The 18643-nt window shown below is 69.3% G+C and carries 19 protein-coding genes; 14 read left to right on the forward strand and 5 right to left on the reverse strand.

The window, feature by feature from the left end; translation table 11 throughout:
• The first annotated feature begins 137 nt into the window (after positions 1–137).
• On the forward strand, positions 138–1682 hold the full coding sequence (locus DEA06_RS01660) for an ABC transporter permease (RefSeq protein ID WP_116646216.1): 1545 nt from the start codon (positions 138–140) through the stop codon (positions 1680–1682).
• A gap of 34 nt (positions 1683–1716) precedes the next feature.
• A complete protein-coding gene (locus tag DEA06_RS01665) occupies positions 1717–2733 on the forward strand; it encodes an ABC transporter permease (protein WP_116646217.1) in 1017 nt (338 codons plus the stop codon).
• 14 nt (positions 2734–2747) lie between these two features.
• Here DEA06_RS01665 and DEA06_RS01670 read toward each other — a convergent pair whose 3' ends face one another.
• The gene (locus DEA06_RS01670) at positions 2748–3347 is read right to left on the reverse strand and encodes a PH domain-containing protein (RefSeq protein ID WP_116646218.1); all 600 of its coding nucleotides are present in this window, start codon (positions 3345–3347) and stop codon (positions 2748–2750) included.
• A 62-nt stretch (positions 3348–3409) separates the two neighbouring features.
• Between DEA06_RS01670 and DEA06_RS01675 the strand changes: the two genes are divergently transcribed.
• Both DEA06_RS01675 and typA read left to right on the forward strand, forming a co-directional pair.
• On the forward strand, positions 3410–5173 hold the full coding sequence (locus DEA06_RS01675) for an ABC transporter ATP-binding protein (protein ID WP_116646219.1): 1764 nt from the start codon (positions 3410–3412) through the stop codon (positions 5171–5173).
• Positions 5174–5304: 131 nt separating this feature from the next.
• Positions 5305–7215: a translational GTPase TypA gene (gene typA / locus DEA06_RS01680; protein ID WP_116646220.1), complete on the forward strand. Its 1911-nt coding sequence runs from the start codon at positions 5305–5307 to the stop codon at positions 7213–7215.
• Between the two features lie 54 nt (positions 7216–7269).
• On the opposite strand, the gene DEA06_RS01685 is transcribed toward typA, so the two are convergent.
• Positions 7270–7818 carry an XRE family transcriptional regulator gene (locus DEA06_RS01685; RefSeq protein ID WP_116646221.1) on the reverse strand — a complete coding sequence of 183 codons (549 nt, stop codon included), beginning with the start codon at positions 7816–7818 and terminating at the stop codon, positions 7270–7272.
• Positions 7819–7883: 65 nt separating this feature from the next.
• Here DEA06_RS01685 and DEA06_RS01690 point away from each other — a divergent pair, with 65 nt between their 5' ends.
• The 6 genes from DEA06_RS01690 to DEA06_RS01715 all read left to right on the forward strand — a co-directional run bounded on the left by DEA06_RS01690 (position 7884) and on the right by DEA06_RS01715 (position 12232).
• Positions 7884–8651 (forward strand): AzlC family ABC transporter permease, encoded by a 768-nt coding sequence (locus DEA06_RS01690; RefSeq protein WP_116646222.1) that lies wholly within the window; start codon positions 7884–7886, stop codon positions 8649–8651.
• Positions 8648–8962, forward strand: coding sequence for an AzlD domain-containing protein (locus DEA06_RS01695; protein ID WP_116646223.1), 315 nt, complete (start codon positions 8648–8650; stop codon positions 8960–8962). The genes DEA06_RS01690 and DEA06_RS01695 overlap by 4 nt, the downstream gene beginning before the upstream one ends.
• Positions 8963–8997: 35 nt before the next feature.
• Positions 8998–9393 (forward strand): DUF6113 family protein, encoded by a 396-nt coding sequence (locus DEA06_RS16325; protein WP_133241690.1) that lies wholly within the window; start codon positions 8998–9000, stop codon positions 9391–9393.
• A complete protein-coding gene (gene fdxA, locus DEA06_RS01705) occupies positions 9390–9710 on the forward strand; it encodes a ferredoxin (protein WP_116646225.1) in 321 nt (106 codons plus the stop codon). The genes DEA06_RS16325 and fdxA overlap by 4 nt, the downstream gene beginning before the upstream one ends.
• Positions 9711–9714: 4 nt before the next feature.
• Positions 9715–10821 (forward strand): succinyldiaminopimelate transaminase, encoded by a 1107-nt coding sequence (dapC, locus tag DEA06_RS01710; RefSeq protein WP_116646226.1) that lies wholly within the window; start codon positions 9715–9717, stop codon positions 10819–10821.
• Between the two features lie 115 nt (positions 10822–10936).
• Positions 10937–12232, forward strand: coding sequence for a citrate synthase (locus DEA06_RS01715; protein ID WP_116646227.1), 1296 nt, complete (start codon positions 10937–10939; stop codon positions 12230–12232).
• A gap of 106 nt (positions 12233–12338) precedes the next feature.
• On the opposite strand, the gene dapD is transcribed toward DEA06_RS01715, so the two are convergent.
• Positions 12339–13295: a 2,3,4,5-tetrahydropyridine-2,6-dicarboxylate N-succinyltransferase gene (dapD, locus tag DEA06_RS01720; protein WP_116646228.1), complete on the reverse strand. Its 957-nt coding sequence runs from the start codon at positions 13293–13295 to the stop codon at positions 12339–12341.
• A 78-nt stretch (positions 13296–13373) separates the two neighbouring features.
• Between dapD and dapE the strand changes: the two genes are divergently transcribed.
• The 3 genes from dapE to DEA06_RS01735 all read left to right on the forward strand — a co-directional run bounded on the left by dapE (position 13374) and on the right by DEA06_RS01735 (position 15892).
• Complete coding sequence (gene dapE / locus DEA06_RS01725) at positions 13374–14450, forward strand: succinyl-diaminopimelate desuccinylase (protein WP_116646229.1); 1077 nt, start codon at positions 13374–13376, stop codon at positions 14448–14450.
• The gene (locus DEA06_RS01730) at positions 14432–15652 is read left to right on the forward strand and encodes a hypothetical protein (protein WP_116646230.1); all 1221 of its coding nucleotides are present in this window, start codon (positions 14432–14434) and stop codon (positions 15650–15652) included. Before dapE ends, DEA06_RS01730 begins: the two co-directional genes overlap by 19 nt.
• 69 nt (positions 15653–15721) lie before the next feature.
• Complete coding sequence (locus DEA06_RS01735; RefSeq protein ID WP_116646231.1) at positions 15722–15892, forward strand: DUF3117 domain-containing protein; 171 nt, start codon at positions 15722–15724, stop codon at positions 15890–15892.
• 54 nt (positions 15893–15946) lie between these two features.
• On the opposite strand, the gene DEA06_RS01740 is transcribed toward DEA06_RS01735, so the two are convergent.
• On the reverse strand, positions 15947–16585 hold the full coding sequence (locus DEA06_RS01740) for a class I SAM-dependent methyltransferase (protein WP_116646232.1): 639 nt from the start codon (positions 16583–16585) through the stop codon (positions 15947–15949).
• A 72-nt stretch (positions 16586–16657) separates the two neighbouring features.
• Here DEA06_RS01740 and DEA06_RS01745 point away from each other — a divergent pair, with 72 nt between their 5' ends.
• On the forward strand, positions 16658–17035 hold the full coding sequence (locus tag DEA06_RS01745; RefSeq protein ID WP_116646233.1) for a Sec-independent protein translocase TatB: 378 nt from the start codon (positions 16658–16660) through the stop codon (positions 17033–17035).
• A gap of 18 nt (positions 17036–17053) precedes the next feature.
• On the opposite strand, the gene DEA06_RS01750 is transcribed toward DEA06_RS01745, so the two are convergent.
• The gene (locus tag DEA06_RS01750) at positions 17054–18589 is read right to left on the reverse strand and encodes a carboxylesterase/lipase family protein (protein ID WP_116646234.1); all 1536 of its coding nucleotides are present in this window, start codon (positions 18587–18589) and stop codon (positions 17054–17056) included.
• Between the last annotated feature and the right edge of the window lie 54 nt (positions 18590–18643).

The following is an 18643-nucleotide window of genomic DNA, read 5'->3' on the forward strand; positions in this document are numbered from 1 at the left end:
CCGGCTGAACCGCATTACAGCGAGGCGCCGGAGTCGTAAAGGCTCCGGCGCCTCGTCTTGCCCGCTCCAGGCAACCGTTATCCTGTCGTGATCGCACTTGCGATGCGCACTCTCTCGACCGAAGGAAGTTCCCCGCGATGGTCGGATTCGTCCTCAGGCGCATCGCCGTCTCCATCCTCGTTCTGCTGGCGGCGTCGTTCATCATGTACGTGTTGTCCGCCAACTCCGGCAACCCGCTGGAAGATCTGCAGGGCAGCAACGACCCCAACCGCGACCAGCTCATTGCGGCGCGTATCGCTCAGCTCGACCTGGACGTCCCGCCCGTGCTGCGCTATTTCCTGTGGCTCGGCGGCGCGGCCCAGTGCCTCATCCCGTTCGTCGGCACCTGCGACCTCGGAACCACGATCTCGAACGCGCCGGTGACGTCGATCCTCCCCGCCGCCATGGTCTCGACCCTTCAGCTGGTGACGGTCGCCTTCGTCGTCGCGATCGTGCTCGGCGTCGCCGTCGGCATCGTCACGGCGCTCCGCCAGTACAGCGGCTTCGACTTCGGCGTGACGCTGGTGAGCTTCTTCCTCTACTCGCTGCCGTCCTTCCTCATCGCGGTTCTCCTCAAGGAGTTCATGGCGATCGGGTTCAACGACTTCCTCGTCTCCGCCACCTCGATCCCACCCCTCGTGATCATCCTGATCACGGTGATCAGCGCGATCGTCTGGCAGGCCATGATCGGCGGCGACGTCCGCCGCCGACTCATCGTGGCCGGCATCTCGGGCGCGGCGACCGCGGCGCTCCTGGTCTACTTCGACCTGGCCGACTGGTTCCGAAACCCCGGACTCGGTCCTGTCGGGCTCTTCATCCTCATCGCCGGAACCGTGGTGCTCACGACGGCTCTCATCGCCGGTCTTGAGAACCGTCGAGCGCTCATCGTGGCCGGCATCAACGGTGCGATCGCCTACATCAGCTACTTCGCGCTGCAGGGGCTCTTCGACATCTCGTCGCTCGGCACGCTGATCATCCTGGGCATCGCCGCCCTGGCGGTCGGCATCGTCACCGGGCTCGTCCTGGGCGGCAACGATCGCGGCCAGGCAGCCCGCATCGGGGCGATCGTGGCTTTCGTGACGTCGTCGCTGGTCGTGCTCGACCGCTTCATGCAGTCGTGGCCGGCCTACGTCAACTCGCCCCGCATCGGCGGTCGCCCGATCGCGACCGTGGGTGCGAGCACCCCCGGCTTCACGGGCGACGTGTGGCTGTCGGGCATCGACTCGTTCACCCACCTGCTGCTGCCGACGATCGCCCTGCTGCTGATCTCGTTCGCCGGTTACACCCGGTACGCCCGCTCGGGCCTGCTCGAGGTCATGAACCAGGACTACATCCGCACCGCTCGGGCCAAGGGCCTCGGCGAGCGGACGGTCGTGATGCGTCACGCCCTCCGGAACATGCTGATCCCGATCGTGACGCTGATCGCGACCGACATCGGAGCGCTCCTCGGCGGTGCCGTCATCACCGAGCGCGTCTTCGCGATCAGCGGGATGGGGCAGCTGTTCGTCTCGTCGATCCTGCGCACCGACGTCAACCCCGTCATGGGCTACTTCCTGATCATCGCGGTCACCGCGATCCTGTTCAACTTCCTTGCCGACCTCGCCTACGCCGCGCTCGACCCGCGCGTGCGGGTGGCGGCATGATCTCCGACGTCCGCTTCTGCGGGGAGGCCACGCGATGACCCAGATGATGCCCGAACCGGTGGAGCCGCAGACCGGCGCACCCGCGACGACCGACGACGACACCGTCGGCGTGAGCCAAGGGCGGCTGATCCTCCGCCGATTCCTCGCCAACCGCGTGGCGGTGGTCTCCGGCATCCTGTTCGTGCTGATCGCCGTGTTCTCCATCTCGGCGGTCGGTCTCGGCCCGATCCCCGGGTGGTGGAAGTACGACTTCTCGACGCTGAACCCTCAGATCGACGGCGGCGCTCCCTCCCTCTCGCTCCTCCCGGAGTGGCTGGGCGGATCGGGACTCGCGCTGGGGGAGCACCCCTTCGGTCAGGACCGCATCGGTATCGACTACTTCGCCATGACCATGCGCGGCATCCAGAACTCCATCCTGGTGATGTTCGTCATCGGCATCGTCGGCACCGTCGTCGGCACGGTGATCGGCGCCCTCGCCGGGTACTACCGCGGCCTTCTCGACTCGATCCTCATGCGCATCACCGACGTGTTCATCGTGATCCCCGTGCTCGTCATCGGTGCCGTCGTCGGACGCACCACGGGCGGCCTCGGTGTGCTGCCGCTGGCGTTCTTCCTCGCCATGGTGTCGTGGATGGTCATCGCACGTCTCGTGCGCGCCGAGTTCCTGTCGTTGCGCGAGCGCGAGTTCGTCGAGGCGGCCCGGGTCGCCGGAGCGAGCGACTTCCGCATCATCTTCAAGCACATCCTGCCGAACGCGATCGGCGTGGTGATCGTCGCCGCGACCCTGCTCGCCGCATCCGCCATCCTGCTCGAGACGGCGCTGAGCTACCTCGGTCTGGGTGTTCGCCCGCCCGAGGTCTCGCTGGGTCTGATCATCTCCGACAACCAGTCGGCGTTCCAGACGCGCCCGTGGCTCTTCTGGTGGCCGGCCACGTTCATCGTGCTGCTCGCCCTGCTGATCAACTTCGTCGGCGATGGTCTGCGCGACGCGTTCGACCCGCGACAGAAGCGGTTCTCGCTGCGACGGACGAAGGAAAAGGCATCGTCGTGATGCGCGCCGTGCTCTCAGACGAGCAGCGCCGCGCCCGCGAGGGCGAGAACGCCCAGCGCGACCGCCGCGACGGCGCTCACGCGCGGGTGCGGACGCACGGCGATGCCCTCGGCCAGTCCGGTCTCGATGAGACCGCGATCCCGACGGTCGTGCCAGCGGGTGAGCACCAGGTCGGCCGCGTCTCCCGAGTCGGTGCCCGGAAGGTCGCCGGGGCGCACGCCGGTGGCGTCTCCGCCCTTTCGGCGGTGACTGCGCGCGGCGCGGAGCGACGACAGCGAGCCGGGCGCGGGAGCCGCGGTGGCGCGCACACGACGGTTCGGGGTGTGGAGCGTGAGCGCGTACTGCGTGTCGACGTGGATCAGCGCCTCCCACGGAACGCGGTACTGCGTGAAGACGTTCACCACGGTCACGCCGGCGTCGTCCACGCCGAGGTGGGGCGCCCACAGGAGGGCCCAGATCAGCGCGGCACCTCCGGCGCACCCGAGCGCGACCGACGGAGCGATCGAGAGACCGCCGGGCGTCACCAGGGTGATTACGATCGCCACCGCCAGCAGTGCCCACGCCACGTAGCTCAGCACCCTGTTGAACGTCGAGCGGAACACGGTTTCGGCCATGCGGCCATTCTCCCATCCACGATCGTCGCGTCCTCGCGGACGACGGCGGGAAGGATCTCATCATGAGCACCCCCGTCCAGCCGAAAACCCCCGCCCTGGAGATGACCGACGTGAGCGTCGACTTCGCGGTCGACGACGTGTGGGTTCCCGCGGCGAAGAACCTCAACTACCGGATCGACCGCGGCCAGGTCGTGGCCGTCGTCGGCGAGTCGGGTTCGGGCAAGAGCGCGAGCTCGATGGCGATCCTCGACCTGCTGCCCCGCAACAGCCGTGTGCGCGGCAGCATCATGCTCAACGGACGGGAGATCACGGGTCTGTCCTCCCGTCAGCTCCGGCAGCTGCGCGGCCCGCAGGTCGCCGCGATCTTCCAAGAGCCCATGACGGCGCTCAACCCCGTGCTGACGGTGGGCTTCCAGATCATCGAGGCCATCCGCGCGCACACGTCGAAGAGCCCGTCGGAAGCGCGTGAGCGTGCGATGGAGCTTCTCGGCCTCGTGGGGCTCCCCGACCCCGCGAAAGCGTTCGCCTCGTACCCGCACCAGCTCTCCGGCGGTCAGCGCCAGCGCGCCATGATCGCGCAGGCGATCAGCCTCGATCCGGCCCTCCTCATCGCCGACGAGCCGACGACGGCCCTCGACGTCACCGTGCAGGCCGAGATCCTCGATCTGCTGCGCGACCTTCGCGACCGTCTCGACTCGGCGATCCTCCTCATCACCCACGACATGGGGGTGGTGGCCGACCTCGCCGACTGGATCGTCGTGATGAAGGACGGCGAGGTCGTCGAGCAGGGACCGGTCGCGCAGGTGCTGCGCGAACCGCGCGACCCCTACACCAGAGAGCTGCTCGCAGCCGTTCCCCGCCTTGGCGAGGGCTCGGGTACCGGCGACAGCGTGGACGTCGTGGAGGCGCTCGCGCAGGTCGTCGGGGGATCGGCCCACGGCGGCAGCACCGAGACGACGGCGGATGCTGCGGCAGCCCCCGTCATCGTCGAACCGGTTCTCTCGCTCGATCGCGTGTCGATCGAGTACGGCAAGCGGGGGAGGGTCGCGGCTTTCCGTGCCGTCGATGAGGTCTCGCTCGCGATCGCGGAGGGCGAGATCCTCGGCCTCGTCGGCGAGTCGGGCTCGGGCAAGTCGACCATCGGTCGTGCGGCCATCGGCCTGCAGCCGATCGCCGACGGGAAGCTCGTGGTCGACGGCGTCGACATCAGCGCGGGTGGGCGCAAGCTCATCGGTTCGCTGCGCCGCCGGGTCGGCATCGTCTTCCAGGACCCCTCGTCGTCGCTGAACCCGCGCCTGCCGATCGGCGAGAGCATCGGTGAGCCGCTGCTGCTCTCGGGCGAGGCCAAGGGCGCAGAACTCAGTCGTCGCGTCGAGACCCTCCTCGACGAGGTGCGCCTGCCCCGCAGCTACCGCAACCGCTACCCGCACGAGCTGTCGGGCGGTCAGAAGCAGCGCGTCGGCATCGCCCGTGCGCTCGCGCTCAAGCCCCGCCTGCTCGTGGCCGACGAGCCCACCAGCGCGCTCGACGTCTCGGTGCAGGCGCGCGTGCTCGAACTCCTCGTCGAACTGCAGCGCGAGTACCGTTTCGCGTGCCTGTTCATCAGTCACGACCTCGCGGTCGTCGACGCGATGGCAGATCGCATCGTCGTGCTCCACAACGGCAAGATCGCCGAGCAGGGCACGCGAGACGAGATCCTTCGTGCTCCGAAGGAGGCCTACACGCAGCGCCTCATCGCCGCCATCCCCGTGCCCGACCCCGAGGTGCAGGCGGCCCGCCGCGCTCTGCGCCACAAGCTCCTGCAGACCGAGAACGACGCATCCTGACCCTCTGACGAGGCGCGACCTCCGGGCCTCCGCCCGGGGGTCGGAATGGGTCGTGCCCGCTTGCCCTGTCGGGCCGGATAGACTAGAGGGGCCCGATTCCGGGCGCCCTCCCCGAACCGCAAGGATTATTCATGGCGCACGCCCTCCGTTCCGATTTGCGCAACGTCGCGATCGTCGCGCACGTCGACCACGGCAAGACGACGCTCGTGGATGCGATGTTGCGCCAGACGGGCTCGTTCGGCTCGCACGAGCACATGGAAGAACGCGCCATGGACTCGAACGATCTCGAGCGCGAGAAGGGCATCACGATCCTCGCGAAGAACACGACGATCACGTACAACGGTGCCCACACCGAAGAGCCCATCACGATCAACGTGATCGACACCCCCGGTCACGCCGACTTCGGCGGCGAGGTCGAGCGCGGTCTGTCGATGGTCGACGGCGTCGTGCTGCTGGTCGACGCGTCGGAGGGTCCCCTCCCGCAGACCCGCTTCGTGCTGCGCAAGGCGCTCGAAGCGAAGCTCCCCGTCATCCTCCTGGTCAACAAGACCGACCGGCCCGACGCCCGCATCGCCGAGGTCGAGGAAGAGGCGCACGACCTGCTCCTCGGTCTCGCCTCCGACCTGCAAGACGACGTGCCCGACCTCGACGTCGACGCCCTGCTCGACGTTCCCGTCGTCTACGCGTCCGGCCGCGCCGGCGCCGCCTCGCGCAACCGCCCCGACAACGGCGCGCTGCCCGACAACGACGACCTCGAGCCCCTCTTCGGCGCGATCCTCGAGCACGTTCCCGCTCCCGCGTACGACGACGAGGCGCCGCTGCAGGCGTGGGTCACCAACCTCGACTCCTCGCCCTTCCTCGGCCGCCTGGCGCTCCTGCGCGTCTTCAACGGAACGCTCAAGAAGGGCCAGACGGTGGCCTGGGTGCGCGCCGACGGCTCGACGAGCAACGCGCGCATCACCGAGCTCCTCAAGACCCGCGCACTCGAGCGCTACCCCGCCGAGTCGGCGGGCCCCGGCGACATCGTCGCCATCGCCGGCTTCGAAGACATCACGATCGGTGAGACAATCGCCGACCCCGACGACGTGCGTCCGCTCGCGCAGATCCACGTCGACGACCCGGCCATCTCGATGACGATCGGTACGAACACCTCGCCGCTCATGGGCAAGGTGAAGGGCCACAAGCTCACCGCCCGCATGGTGAAGGACCGCCTCGACCGCGAGCTCATCGGTAACGTCTCGATCAAGGTCGTCGACATCGGACGCCCGGATGCCTGGGAGGTCCAGGGTCGTGGCGAACTCGCCCTGGCGATCCTCGTCGAGAACATGCGTCGCGAGGGCTTCGAGCTCACGGTCGGCAAGCCCCAGGTGGTCACGAAGAAGGTCGACGGCAAGACGTACGAGCCCTTCGAGCACCTGACCATTGACGCCCCCGAGGAGTACCTCGGCGCCATCACGCAGCTGCTCGCCGGCCGCAAGGGGCGCATGGAGGGCATGACGAACCACGGCACCGGCTGGGTGCGCATGGAGTTCGTCGTCCCCTCGCGCGGCCTCATCGGCTTCCGCACCGAGTTCCTCACCACCACGCGCGGCACCGGCATCGCCAACGCGATCTCGCACGGCTACGAGCCGTGGGCCGGCGCCATCTCGACCCGTCAGAACGGGTCGATCGTGGCCGACCGCTCCGGTGTGGTGACCCCGTTCGCGATGATCGCCCTGCAGGAGCGCATGTCGTTCTTCGTGCAGCCGACCCAGGAGGTCTACGAGGGCATGGTCGTCGGCGAGAACTCGCGCGCCGACGACATGGACGTCAACATCACGAAGGAGAAGAAGCTCACGAACATGCGTGCCGCGAGCTCCGACACCTTCGAGTCGATGACCCCGCCCCGACTGCTGACGCTGGAGGAGAGCCTGGAGTTCGCCCGCGACGACGAATGCGTCGAGGTGACCCCGGAGGCCGTCCGCATCCGCAAGGTCGAGCTCGACGCGAACGTGCGCGGCCGCACCGCGTCGCAGCGCAAGCGCCAGGACGCCGGGGCCTGAGACTCCGGCACCCACGACGAAGGCCCCCGGATCCGTCCGGGGGCCTTCGTCGTGTCAGCGCAGTTCCGACACCATCACCGCGCTGGTTCCCGGCAGGAGCGCCTCGAACACGTGGGCGGCGTCTCCGGCGTACGACAGGTAGTCCCCGGGCTCGAGCACGACGGCCGCATCGGACGGACCCACGCGCGCCTGTCCGCCGATCAGCACGACGTGCTCGGTGGTTCCGCGCTGGTGCGGTGTGGACAGGCGTGGTTCACCGGGCTCGGCCCGGATCAAGTAGATGTCCCGCCGCGCGTTCGGAGGACTCGCAGACAGCAGCGAGGCGAGGTACGGCGCGGCCGAGGAGGGAACGCCGGGCGCCTCGGCGGCGCGCACCAGGGTCGGCGCGCCCGTCTCCCGGTCGACGAAGACGGCGAACGGCACGCCGAGTGCATCGGCCAGGGCCCAGAGCGTCTCGACGCTGGGATTGCCCGAGCCGCCCTCCAACTGCGACACGGTCGCCTTCGACACCCCGGCGCGCCGGGCGAGCTCGGAGACGGAGACGCCGGCCGCCTCGCGTTCACGGCGCAGGGTGTGAGCGATGCGGGGTCCCAGGATCGTCATGCGTTCAGTATGTCAAACGATCGTTCAGCTTGACTAGCCACCCGAGTGCGTTCACACTGTCAGTCATGCGTTCATTCCGGCGAACAGACGGGCAACGCGACGCCCAGTCGCGTCGGGCCGCCCGTCAGGGGCTCGCGGTGGCCCTGGCGACGAGCGCCTACGGCATCTCGTTCGGCGCGCTCTCCGTCGCCTCCGGTCTCGACGTCTGGCAGACCTGCGTGCTGAGCCTGCTCATGTTCACCGGCGGATCGCAGTTCGCGTTCGTCGGGGTCATCGGCGCGGGAGGGCCCGCCGCGGCGCCCGCCGCGATCGCGTCGTCGGCGCTCCTGGGAGTACGAAACGCCGCGTATGCGATGCGCATGTCGCCGGTGGTCGGACGCGGCTTCTGGCGTCGAGCGGCGGCGACCCCCTTCACCATCGACGAGTCGACGGCGGTCTCGCTCGCGCAGACGACGACCCGGGCGCGCGCGGTCGGGTTCTGGGTCACCGGCATCGCGATCTACGTCGGCTGGAACATCTCCACCCTGGTGGGCGCGCTCCTGGGCGACGTCCTGGGGGATCCGAGACAGTACGGGCTGGATGCTGCGGCCGCCGCCGCTTTCCTCGCTCTGCTCTGGCCGCGACTGAGGGGTCGGCAGGCGATCGCCGTGGGAGCCGCGGCGGCCGTCGTCGCTGTGCTCCTCACGCCGGGCCTCATGCCCGGCGTGCCCGTGATCGTCGCGGCGCTCGTCGCACTGGCGGTCGGGTGGTTCAACCTGCTCGGTGAATCCGACCGTCGCGGGGGAGCAGCATCCGAGCCGGTCGACATCCCCGAACGGAAGGGCCTGCCGTGAGTCTGTGGAACGCCGTGCTGCTCGCCTCGGTCATCTGCGTCGCCGTGAAGGCCGTCGGCTATGCGGTGCCGGGCCACTGGCTCGAAGCCCCCCGCCCCGCTCGGATCGCCGATCTGCTCACGGTGGCGCTCTTGGCTGCCCTGGTCGCCGTGCAGACCCTCGGGGTCGGGCAGGTCATCGTCTTCGACGCGCGCCTGCCGGCCGTGCTGGTGGCGGGAGGGCTCCTCGCCGTCCGAGCGCCGTTCCTCGTCGTGGTGGCCGCTGCTGCGGCTGTCGCTGCGCTCCTGCGTCTGTGGGGCTGGGCGAGCTGAGAGGGGCGCTGAGACGCCGCGGATACACTGACGCGGTGACGACCACGGTATCCCGCCTGCTGACCTGGCTGATCGCGGCGGTGATCGGTGTCGTGTACGGCACGGCGGCCACCGTCGCGCAGGCCTTCACGATCGGTGTGCTCCCCGTGGGGCTCGTGCTCGCCACCGTCGGCACGACCGCGCTCTTCGTCGCGCTGCGCCTGCTGGTGAGCGACCGGTGGACGACCCTGGCCGCAGGCCTCGGCGCCATCCTCGCGATGGTCGTCTTCTCGGGTACCGGCCCGGGCGGATCGGTGATCGTGGCGGCTCCGACACCCGACACGGAGTGGATTCCGCTCACGTGGACCTTCGTCGTCCCGATCATCGTCGCGCTGGTGTTCGCGTGGCCCGACACCTCACGCCTCCCCGCGCCCCGTAAACTGGACGAGTGACGTATGTGATCGCTCTTCCGTGCGTGGATGTCAAAGACCGCGCCTGCATCGACGAATGCCCGGTCGACTGCATCTACGAGGGTGAACGGTCGCTCTACATCCACCCCGACGAATGCGTCGACTGCGGTGCGTGTGAGCCGGTCTGCCCCGTCGAGGCCATCTACTACGAAGACGACCTGCCCGAAGAGTGGTCGGACTACTACAAGGCCAACGTCGAGTTTTTCGACGACATCGGCTCTCCGGGCGGTGCCGCCAAGGTCGGCGTGATCGCGAAAGATCACCCCGTCATCTCGGTTCTTCCGCCCCAGGGCGAGTAGGCCGATGGGCGTCGCCGATCTCGCCGACTACCCCTGGGATGCCGTCGCTCCGTACGCCGAGACGGCCCGGCGTCACCCGGGCGGCATCGTCGATCTCTCGATCGGTTCGCCGGTCGACCCCACGCCCGACGTGATCGCCGACGCGCTGAAAGCCTCGACCGACGCGCACGCGTATCCGCAGACCGCGGGAACACCGCTCCTGCGCGAGGCGATCGCGCACTGGTACGCGCGCCGGCGCGGGGTCGCGGGTCTCGCGCCAGAACACGTGCTCCCGACGGTCGGCTCCAAAGAGCTGGTCGCGCTGCTGCCCCTCCTGCTCGGCGTGGGCGCTGGAGACACCGTCGTGCATCCACGGGCTGCCTACCCCACTTACGAGGTCGGTGCGCGACTGGTGGGTGCGACGCCGGTCGCAGCCGACGATCCCGCCGACTGGCCGACCGGCACGAAGCTCGTCTGGATCAATTCCCCCGGAAATCCCGACGGGCGCGTGCTCGGGGTCGACGACCTCCGCCGTGCGGTGGCGCGTGCGCGCGAGCTCGGCGCGGTGCTCGCCTCCGACGAGTGCTACGCCGAACTCGGCTGGGAAGGGGAGTGGGCGGATGCCGCGGTCCCCAGCATCCTCGATCCCCGTGTCGTCGCCGACGACCTCACCGGCGTGATCTCGGTCTACTCCCTCAGCAAGCAGTCGAACCTCGCGGGATACCGCGCGGCTTTCCTCGCCGGCGATCCGACGATCGTGGCGAAGCTCCTCACGGGTCGCAAGCATCTCGGTCTCATGCCGCCGGCGCCGGTGCAAGCGGCGATGGTCACGGCCCTCGGCGACGACGAGCATGTCCGCGCCCAGAAGGCCCGCTACGCGGCGCGCCGGGCCGTGCTGAAGCCGGCGATCGAGGCCGCCGGGTTCCGCATCGACCGCAGCGAGGCGGGTCTCTACCTCTGGGCCACGGAGGGGCGCGATGCCTGGGAGAGCCTGGGCAGGCTCGCCGATATCGGCATTCTCGCCGGCCCCGGCCACTTCTACGGGTCGCACTTTCCGCAGCACGTTCGCCTGTCGCTCACCGCGACCGACGAACGGATCCGCACAGCGGCCGAGCGGTTGCGGTCGGCGTAGATCCGTCCATTTGGTTGCGACCTCCATCAGACCGGTCCATCCTTTGGTGGTGTCCGCCGTACCCGCCGACGACTTATAGGCTGTAAGAACCGATCTGATTTCGCGAGGAGGCGCCATGAGCGACGCGGCAGCGCAGGACGACAAGGCCACCGTCACCGTCGGCGGCACCACTGCTGAATTCCCGGTCATCCGAGGAACCGACGGCGCCCCGAGCGTCGACATCTCGACTTTCACCCGGCAGACGGGTCACACGACCCTCGACTACGGGTTCGTCAACACGGCGTCGACGAAGTCGGAGATCACCTTCATCGACGGAGACCAGGGCATCCTGCGATACCGCGGCTATCCGATCAGCCAGCTGGCGCAGAACAGCACCTATCTCGAGGTCGCGTGGCTGCTGATCTACGGTGAGCTGCCGACCGCCGACGAGCTGGCCGCGTTCGACGAGCGCATCCGTCGCCACACCCTTCTCCACGAAGACCTGAAGCGCTTCTTCTCGGCGCTTCCCCACACCGCGCACCCCATGTCGGTGCTCTCGGCGGCCACGGCGGCGCTCTCGACGTACTACGAGGGCGAGTCCGACCCCCACAACCCCGAGCACGTCGAACTCAACACCGTGCGCATGCTGGCGAAGCTGCCCGTCATCGCGGCCTACGCGCACAAGAAGAGCGTCGGCCAGGCGTTCCTCTACCCCGACAACTCGCTGGGCTTCGTCGACAACTTCCTCAAGCTCAACTTCGGCGTGCACTCCGAGCACTACGAGGTCGACCCCGTGATGTCGCGCGCACTCGAGCGACTGCTGATCCTCCACGAAGACCACGAGCAGAACGCGTCGACGTCGACCGTGCGCCTGGTCGGTTCGACGGGTGCCAACCAGTTCTCGTCCATCTCCGCCGGCATCAATGCCCTCTACGGTCCGCTCCACGGCGGCGCCAACGAGGCGGTGCTGGCCATGCTCGGCCGCATCCGAGACTCCGGTGAGAGCGTCGAGCGTTTCGTCGAGCGCGTGAAGAACAAGGAAGACGGCGTGAAGCTCATGGGCTTCGGGCACCGGGTCTACAAGAACTACGACCCGCGCGCCAAGCTCGTGAAGGAGTCGGCCGACGAGGTGCTGCAGGCCCTCGGCGTGAGCGATCCGCTGCTCGATCTGGCGAAGGAACTCGAGGAGATCGCCCTCCACGACGATTACTTCAAGGAGCGCCGTCTCTACCCGAACGTCGACTTCTACACCGGCGTCATCTACAAGGCGATGGGCTTCCCGACGCGCATGTTCACCGTGCTGTTCGCCATCGGCCGACTGCCCGGGTGGCTCGCGCACTGGCGTGAGATGCAGCACGACCCGCAGACCAAGATCGGTCGCCCGCAGCAGCTCTACACCGGAGCGCCCGAGCGCACCTACCCCGGCGCCTGAGCGCGCTCGCCCGTCTGACGACGAAACCCGTTCCTCGCAGCGAAACCCCCGCAGAACGTCGGGGTCTCGCCGGGGGAACGGGTTTCGTCGTTCTCGCCGGGCGGCGCTATGCGTGCAGCGCCTCGTTGAGGGTGACGCCGACACCCGAGCGGACGGATGCCTCGACCGCGCCGGTGAGCGAGTTGCGTCGGAACAGCAGCCCATCGCGACCCGACAGGTCGGAGCCCTTCGCGGTCGGGCGGGCGCCGTCGGCGTTCGCGGGCTGGTCGGCGAGCACGATCTTCGATCCGGCGGTGACGTAGAGGCCCGCCTCGACGATGCAGTCGTCGCCGAGCGAGATGCCGATGCCCGCGTTGGCGCCGAGAAGCGTGCGGGCGCCGATCGACACGCGGTGCGACCCGCCGCCCGAGAGGGTGCCCATGATCGACGCCCCGCCCCCGATGTCGCTGCCGTCGCCGACGACGACGCCCTGCGAGATGCGGCCCTCGACCATCGAGGCGCCCAGGGTGCCGGCGTTGAAGTTGACGAAGCCCTCGTGCATGACGGTCGTGCCGGGGGAGAGGTAGGCGCCCAGGCGCACGCGCGAGGCATCGGCGATGCGGACGCCCGCCGGCGTGACGTAGTCGAGCAGGCGGGGGAACTTGTCGAGGCTCTGCACCTGGATGCCCTCGCGCAGGAGGAACGGGCGCAGACGCGTCGCGTCGTCCGGATGCATCGGGCCCGCGTTGGTCCACGCGACGTTGGGCAGGTGGGCGAAGATCCCCGTCAGATCGACCTCGTTGGGCGCCGCGAGCCGGTGGGAGAGCGCGTGCAGACGCAGGTAGGCGTCCGCCGTCGAGGTGGGCGCAGCATCCAGGTCGACCTCGATCGCGATGACCTCGGTAGACACCGCGCGCCGAGGGTCGGCCACAGCCAGCTGGTCGAGGGTCGCGGGCGGGATCGCCGGGTCGAGTCCGAGTGGCAGTCGCCCGAGCGCGGGTTCGGGGAACCACGCGTCGAGGACCGTGCCGCTCTCGGTCACAGTCGAAAGGCCGAATCCCCATACCCAACGGTTGTCGCTCATGCTTCCACGGTACTGGTCCCGCCGAGGCGGGCCGTCCTCCGGGCGGGAGGCGGTGCGCGCGGTCGGTAGAATCGGGCCATGCCGGTACTCGACCTGTCATCGTCCGCGGTCGATCTCACCCGCACCATCTGCGACATCCCCAGCGTCTCCGACGACGAGGGAGCACTGGCGGACGCCATCGCGTCCGCCGTCGCCGACCTCCCGCACCTCGAGGTCTACCGCGACGGAGACACGATCGTGGCTCGGACGAACCTCGGTCGCGCCCAGCGCGTGGTGATCGCGGGGCACATCGACACGGTTCCGATCAACGCGAATCTCCCCACCCGGGTGATCGACATCGATGGCGAGCCGCACCTCTGGGGGCGCGGCACCGTCGACATGAAAGCCGGCGTTGCCGTGCAGCTGAAGCTCGCGGCCGAGCTGACCGAGCCTCGCGTCGACATCACCTGGATGTGGTACGACCACGAGGAGGTCGCCGCCGACCTCAACGGGCTCACGCGTCTCGCCCGCACGCGGCCCGACCTGTTCGCGGGTGACTTCGCCATCCTCGGTGAGCCGTCGAACGGTCAGGTCGAGGGCGGCTGCAACGGCAACCTGCGCGCGATCGTTCGCACCAGCGGCACGCGGGCGCACAGCGCGCGGGCGTGGATCGGTGACAACGCCATCCACCGCGCGGCACCGATCCTCGGACGCCTCGCCGAGTACCGCCCCCGCGATGTCGAGGTCGAGGGGCTCGTCTACCGTGAGGGGCTGAACGCGGTCCGCATCGCCGGCGGCGTCGCCGGGAACGTCATCCCCGACACGTGCGAGGTCGAGGTCAACTACCGCTTCGCTCCCAGTCGCGACGGTGAGGAGGCCTCGCGCCACGTCCGCGACGTGTTCGACGGTTTCGACGTGGAGGTCATCGACCTCGCCGAGGGAGCCCGCCCGGGCCTCGACGCGGCACTCGCGCAGGAGTTCGTCCGCGCGGTCGGGGCGGAACCCCGCCCGAAGTACGGCTGGACCGACGTCGCCCGGTTCTCGGCGATGGGGGTGCCCGCGGTGAACTTCGGGCCCGGCGACCCGAGCCTGGCCCACCACGACGAAGAGCGCGTCCCGCTGCGCCAGATCGACGACGTCGAGCGCGGACTCCGGGCGTGGCTGACGCAGTCCTGACACGCGCGGGGCGCGGCTGGAGGCACCTGCCGGTCGCCGCTCGGATCGGTATCGTCTACGTGCTCGCGCGCGTCGTGACGACCCTGTTCCTGCTGCTCGCCGCCCACCGCTCGGTGCAGGGCTCGCGTTTCGGCGAAGGCGCCGGCTTGGGCGACTTCGCGGTCGGGTGGGATGCGACGTGGTACTGGTTCACCGCGGTCAACGGCTACCCGTCCGATCTGCCGCTGACCGACGCCGGAGCGGTCGCCGAGAACTCGTGGGCGTTCATGCCGCTGTACGCGTACGCGTCGGCCGGCCTCGGCGCGCTCCTGGGGTCGTGGGGTGCCGGAGCACTGGTGATCTCCGTGACGGCCGGGTACGGTGCATCCGTCGCTCTGTACGCCCTGATGCGCCCGCGACTCGATCGCTCTGCGGCGATGTGGGCCGTGGTGTTCTTCGCCTCGGGCCCGCTGGCGGCGCTGTTCCAGGTGGGGTACGCGGAGTCGTTGTTCCTCTTCTTCCTCCTCGTCGCGCTCTGGTGCCTGCGGGAGCGACGGTACGGATGGCTGTACCTGTTGATCCCGCTCATGGGGTACACCCGGCCGGGGATCCTCGCGTTCGCCCTGCTGCTCGGTCTGTACGGCGTGTGGCGCTGGTTCCGGCGTCGGAGCGAGACGTTGCCGGCCCGCGAGATCATCCACATCGTCGCGCTCGGAGCGCTGGCGACGGTCGTGGGCTTCTCCTGGCAGCTGATCGCGGCGGCGGTCACGGGCGACTCCGGCGCCTACCTGGCGACGGAGCTCGCGTGGCGCCGCAACTGGCTCGGCGAGACGTCGCCGCATTTCGTGCCGTTCGACGGATTCGTCCAGGCGTCGGCCTTCTGGTTCCGCACCTGGGGGCTCGGCGAGATCGCGGGGTACGTCGCCCTCGTCCTGCTGGTCGTCGGGCTCGCCGCGGCGCTCCTCCTGCTACCCCAGGTGCGCAGGCTCGGAATCGAAGTGCGCCTGTGGTCGGCAAGCTATCTGCTTTACCTTCTGGCGGTGTTCTTCCCGCAATCGAGCATCTTCCGGTTGCTCGTTCCGCTGTCGCCTTTGTGGGGCGCTCTCGCTGTCCCGACGTCGCTCGTCTGGCGCCTGAGCGTGCTCGCGCTCGCGCTCCTGGGGCAGTGGTGGTGGATCTACAACATGTACGCCCTGGGCAACACCTATTGGCAGATCCCTTGAGCCCGCCGTTATGTTGCGTTCGCTCACGATAAACTACTTAAGCAGACCTAACGACGAAAAGGAGCCACTATGGCAGCCATGAAGCCGAGAACCGGGGACGGGCCGATGGAGGCCGTGAAGGAGGGGCGCCTCATCATCGTGCGTGTTCCGCTCGAGGGCGGCGGGCGCCTGGTCGTGTCCGTCAACGATGCAGAAGCCAAGGAGCTCTACGACGTGCTCAGCGGGGTCGTCAGCGCCTGACGTCTCTTCCTTCACGATGGCGATCGCTCTCCGGAGCGGTCGCCATCGCCGTTCTCACGGGGTTTCGGGGAGCGTCGTGAGCTGCAAAAGGCCTTCGCCGGTGATCGACAGGGCACCGATGACCGCGGGCGACGCCTGCGTCTCCTGGATCAGGGAACGGTAGGCGGCGGTCTGAGGATCGCGGCGCACCGGATCGGAGACGGCACCGCCGGCGAGCACCCGGGGGACCAGCACGGTGCCGCCGGCGCGGACGAGTCGCAGACCGTGCTCGACGTACTCGATGACGCCCTCGGGATCGGCGTCGATCAGCACGATGTCGTACGACGCCTCGTTCATGCGGGGGAGCACGTCGGAGGCGCGACCGGTGATGAAACGGGCGCGTGCGGCGGGGATCTTCGCGTCGGCGAAGGCCTGGCGGGCGGCGCCGAGGTGCTCGGGCTCGCTGTCGATCGTGGTGAGAGTCGCGCCGGGTGCGCCGCGCAGGAGCCAGAGGCCCGAGACGCCGCCCCCCGTGCCCACCTCGATGATGCTCCGGGCGCGGGATGCTGCGGCGATGACCGCCATCTGAGCACCCACCGGCGCGCTCACGGGCTGGGCTCCGAGTTCGAGGGCGTGCGCGCGCGCCCGCGCGATGTGCTCGGGCTCCACCGTCGCCTCCGACACGAATCGCTGGTTCGCTTCGCTACCGCTCATCTCGACCTCCTCGCACAGATTACGTGGGCGAGGCACAGCACGCGGGTAGGCGCGACGACTACGCTGAGACCCATGTTCTTCGGGCTCACGATCGAGAAGCTGCTGCTGATCGGGGTGATCGCCGCGCTCCTGATCGGACCCGAAAGGCTCCCTCGCTACGCCGAGGGGCTCGCGCGTCTGACGACCCGCGCGAAGGAGATGCTGCAGGGCGCCCGATCGCGGGTCCGTGACGAGATGGGCTCCGAGTTCGACGACGTCGACTGGCGCAAGCTCGACCCCCGTCAGTACGACCCTCGACGCATCATCCGCGAGGCTCTTCTCGACGACGCGCCGGTCGCGAGCGTGCAGGCCGCGAGCGTCGCGGCCACGATGGCTGCGGCAGGGGCGGAACCGACCCGCGGGGCCTTCTCGCCCGACGTCCGACCGCCGTTCGACTCCGAGGCCACCTGACGGGCCCCCGGCCCTCTCTCACGGGAACGCCAAGGGGGTCGTGCCCCACACGCTCAGGCCCTCGGCGTCGAGGTCGGTGACCGCGGCATCCGTCCTGTCGATGACGAGAGAACGGCGTTCGGGCACGGTATACGGCTGCCACGGTGCGCTGTCGTCGTCGGCCGCGGGCACCCCGTCGACGGCGAACCCGATCCATCTCGACTGCATGCGGGTCGATACGGCCCGGCCGGTGCGCAGCCCGCCGAGCCGGAAGGTGATGTCTTTGCGCGACGTGGCGAGGTTGCCCCAGACGTAGGGGAGCTCCGTGCCGTGGGAGGCACCGATTCCGAGGAGGCGCAGGAGCGGTGTCGTCCAGTCGAACCGGTAGAGGTACGTGGGTGCGACGCGGCTGTGACCCTCGGCGACCCAGACGGTAGGCATCCGGAACCCCAGATCGCGCGAGATCGCCGGTCCGCGGGCGGGAGCCCTGAGGCCGCTGTAGGCGCCGGCGATCTCGGCGTCGGCGGGCACGTCGAGATCCGGGCGTTCGGCGCGCAGATCGGCCGTCATGGCGGCGAGGGCTTCGGTGCTGACCGGCATCAACGGCGACTTCATGCGCGTGAACAGCGTCGCCTCGTCGCGGTTGGTGCCGATGATGAGGGGAACCGGAAGCGAGCCGCCGCGAGCAAAGACAGCGGGCGGATGCTGCGGGACCAGGTCGCCGTCGACGACGGGGGCGAAGGCGAGCGTGCCCGGGTCGTCGTGCGGGATACGCGAGAAGATGTCCATGCCCGCCGAGGTGATCCGATCCGCGTCGAGACCTCGAAGTGAGGCGGCGTCGGACGCGTCGACCCCCAGGTCGTTCAGCAGAGTGCGGGCGACGTGCTCGGAACGGTCCTGGCCGTAGACGGACGTCGCGGGGGAGCTCTCGGCGATGGCGCGGGCGAAGAGTCCGCTCGCCTCCGGCACCGTGAGCAGCGTGGTGACGATCCCGCCGCCGGCCGATTCGCCGAAGAGCGTGACCCGGTCGGGATCGCCGCCGAAGGCGCCGATGTTCTGCTGCACCCACCGGAGGGCTGCCATCACATCACGGAGCGCCGGATTCGGATCGGCGTCATCCAGAAGGCGGGACAGGTCGAGGAATCCCAGTGCGCCGACCCGGTACGCGAGGGTCACGACGATGACTTCGCCGGTGTGCGCGAACGACCGCCCGTCGAACAACGGCTGGGCCGTCCCGCCGAACATGTACGCGCCGCCGTGCACCCACGCCATCACCGGCAGGTCGTCGCCCGGGCGGGCCGAATCGGGGGTCCAGACGTTGAGGAAGAGGCAGTCCTCGCTCTGCGAGACGCCGTCTGGGAACACGATGATCTGGTTCGGGGGCTGCACGGGCATGGGTCCGAACGCGGTCGCATCCGCGGGTTCCGTCCACGGATCGGGGGGCAGGGGCGCACGCCACCGCAGCTCTCCGACGGGAGGAGCGGCGAACCGGATGCCCCGGAAGCTGCGGACAGACCCGTCCGAGGTGCCCCGGACCGGTCCGTGAACGGTGTCGACGACGTCGTTATCTGCCACGCGGCATCCTTTCCTCGGATGGCGTCAGGCTATCGGGCGCCGCCGCGTGCACTG

Source organism: Microbacterium sp. Gd 4-13 (assembly GCF_003095395.1).
In the GTDB taxonomy this organism is placed as follows: Bacteria; Actinomycetota; Actinomycetes; order Actinomycetales; family Microbacteriaceae; genus Microbacterium.

Bases quoted from the DNA above. Each gene is read 5' to 3' on its own strand.
- DEA06_RS01660 (WP_116646216.1), top strand. From the start codon at position 138: ATGGTCGGATTCGTCCTCAGGCGCATCGCCGTCTCCATCCTCGTTCTG.
- DEA06_RS01665 (WP_116646217.1), top strand. From the start codon at position 1,717: ATGACCCAGATGATGCCCGAACCGGTGGAGCCGCAGACCGGCGCACCC.
- DEA06_RS01670 (WP_116646218.1), bottom strand. From the start codon at position 3,347: ATGGCCGAAACCGTGTTCCGCTCGACGTTCAACAGGGTGCTGAGCTAC.
- DEA06_RS01675 (WP_116646219.1), top strand. From the start codon at position 3,410: ATGAGCACCCCCGTCCAGCCGAAAACCCCCGCCCTGGAGATGACCGAC.
- typA (WP_116646220.1), top strand. From the start codon at position 5,305: ATGGCGCACGCCCTCCGTTCCGATTTGCGCAACGTCGCGATCGTCGCG.
- DEA06_RS01685 (WP_116646221.1), bottom strand. From the start codon at position 7,818: ATGACGATCCTGGGACCCCGCATCGCTCACACCCTGCGCCGTGAACGC.
- DEA06_RS01690 (WP_116646222.1), top strand. From the start codon at position 7,884: ATGCGTTCATTCCGGCGAACAGACGGGCAACGCGACGCCCAGTCGCGT.
- dapC (WP_116646226.1), top strand. From the start codon at position 9,715: ATGGGCGTCGCCGATCTCGCCGACTACCCCTGGGATGCCGTCGCTCCG.
- DEA06_RS01715 (WP_116646227.1), top strand. From the start codon at position 10,937: ATGAGCGACGCGGCAGCGCAGGACGACAAGGCCACCGTCACCGTCGGC.
- dapD (WP_116646228.1), bottom strand. From the start codon at position 13,295: ATGAGCGACAACCGTTGGGTATGGGGATTCGGCCTTTCGACTGTGACC.
- dapE (WP_116646229.1), top strand. From the start codon at position 13,374: ATGCCGGTACTCGACCTGTCATCGTCCGCGGTCGATCTCACCCGCACC.
- DEA06_RS01735 (WP_116646231.1), top strand. From the start codon at position 15,722: ATGGCAGCCATGAAGCCGAGAACCGGGGACGGGCCGATGGAGGCCGTG.
- DEA06_RS01740 (WP_116646232.1), bottom strand. From the start codon at position 16,585: ATGAGCGGTAGCGAAGCGAACCAGCGATTCGTGTCGGAGGCGACGGTG.
- DEA06_RS01745 (WP_116646233.1), top strand. From the start codon at position 16,658: ATGTTCTTCGGGCTCACGATCGAGAAGCTGCTGCTGATCGGGGTGATC.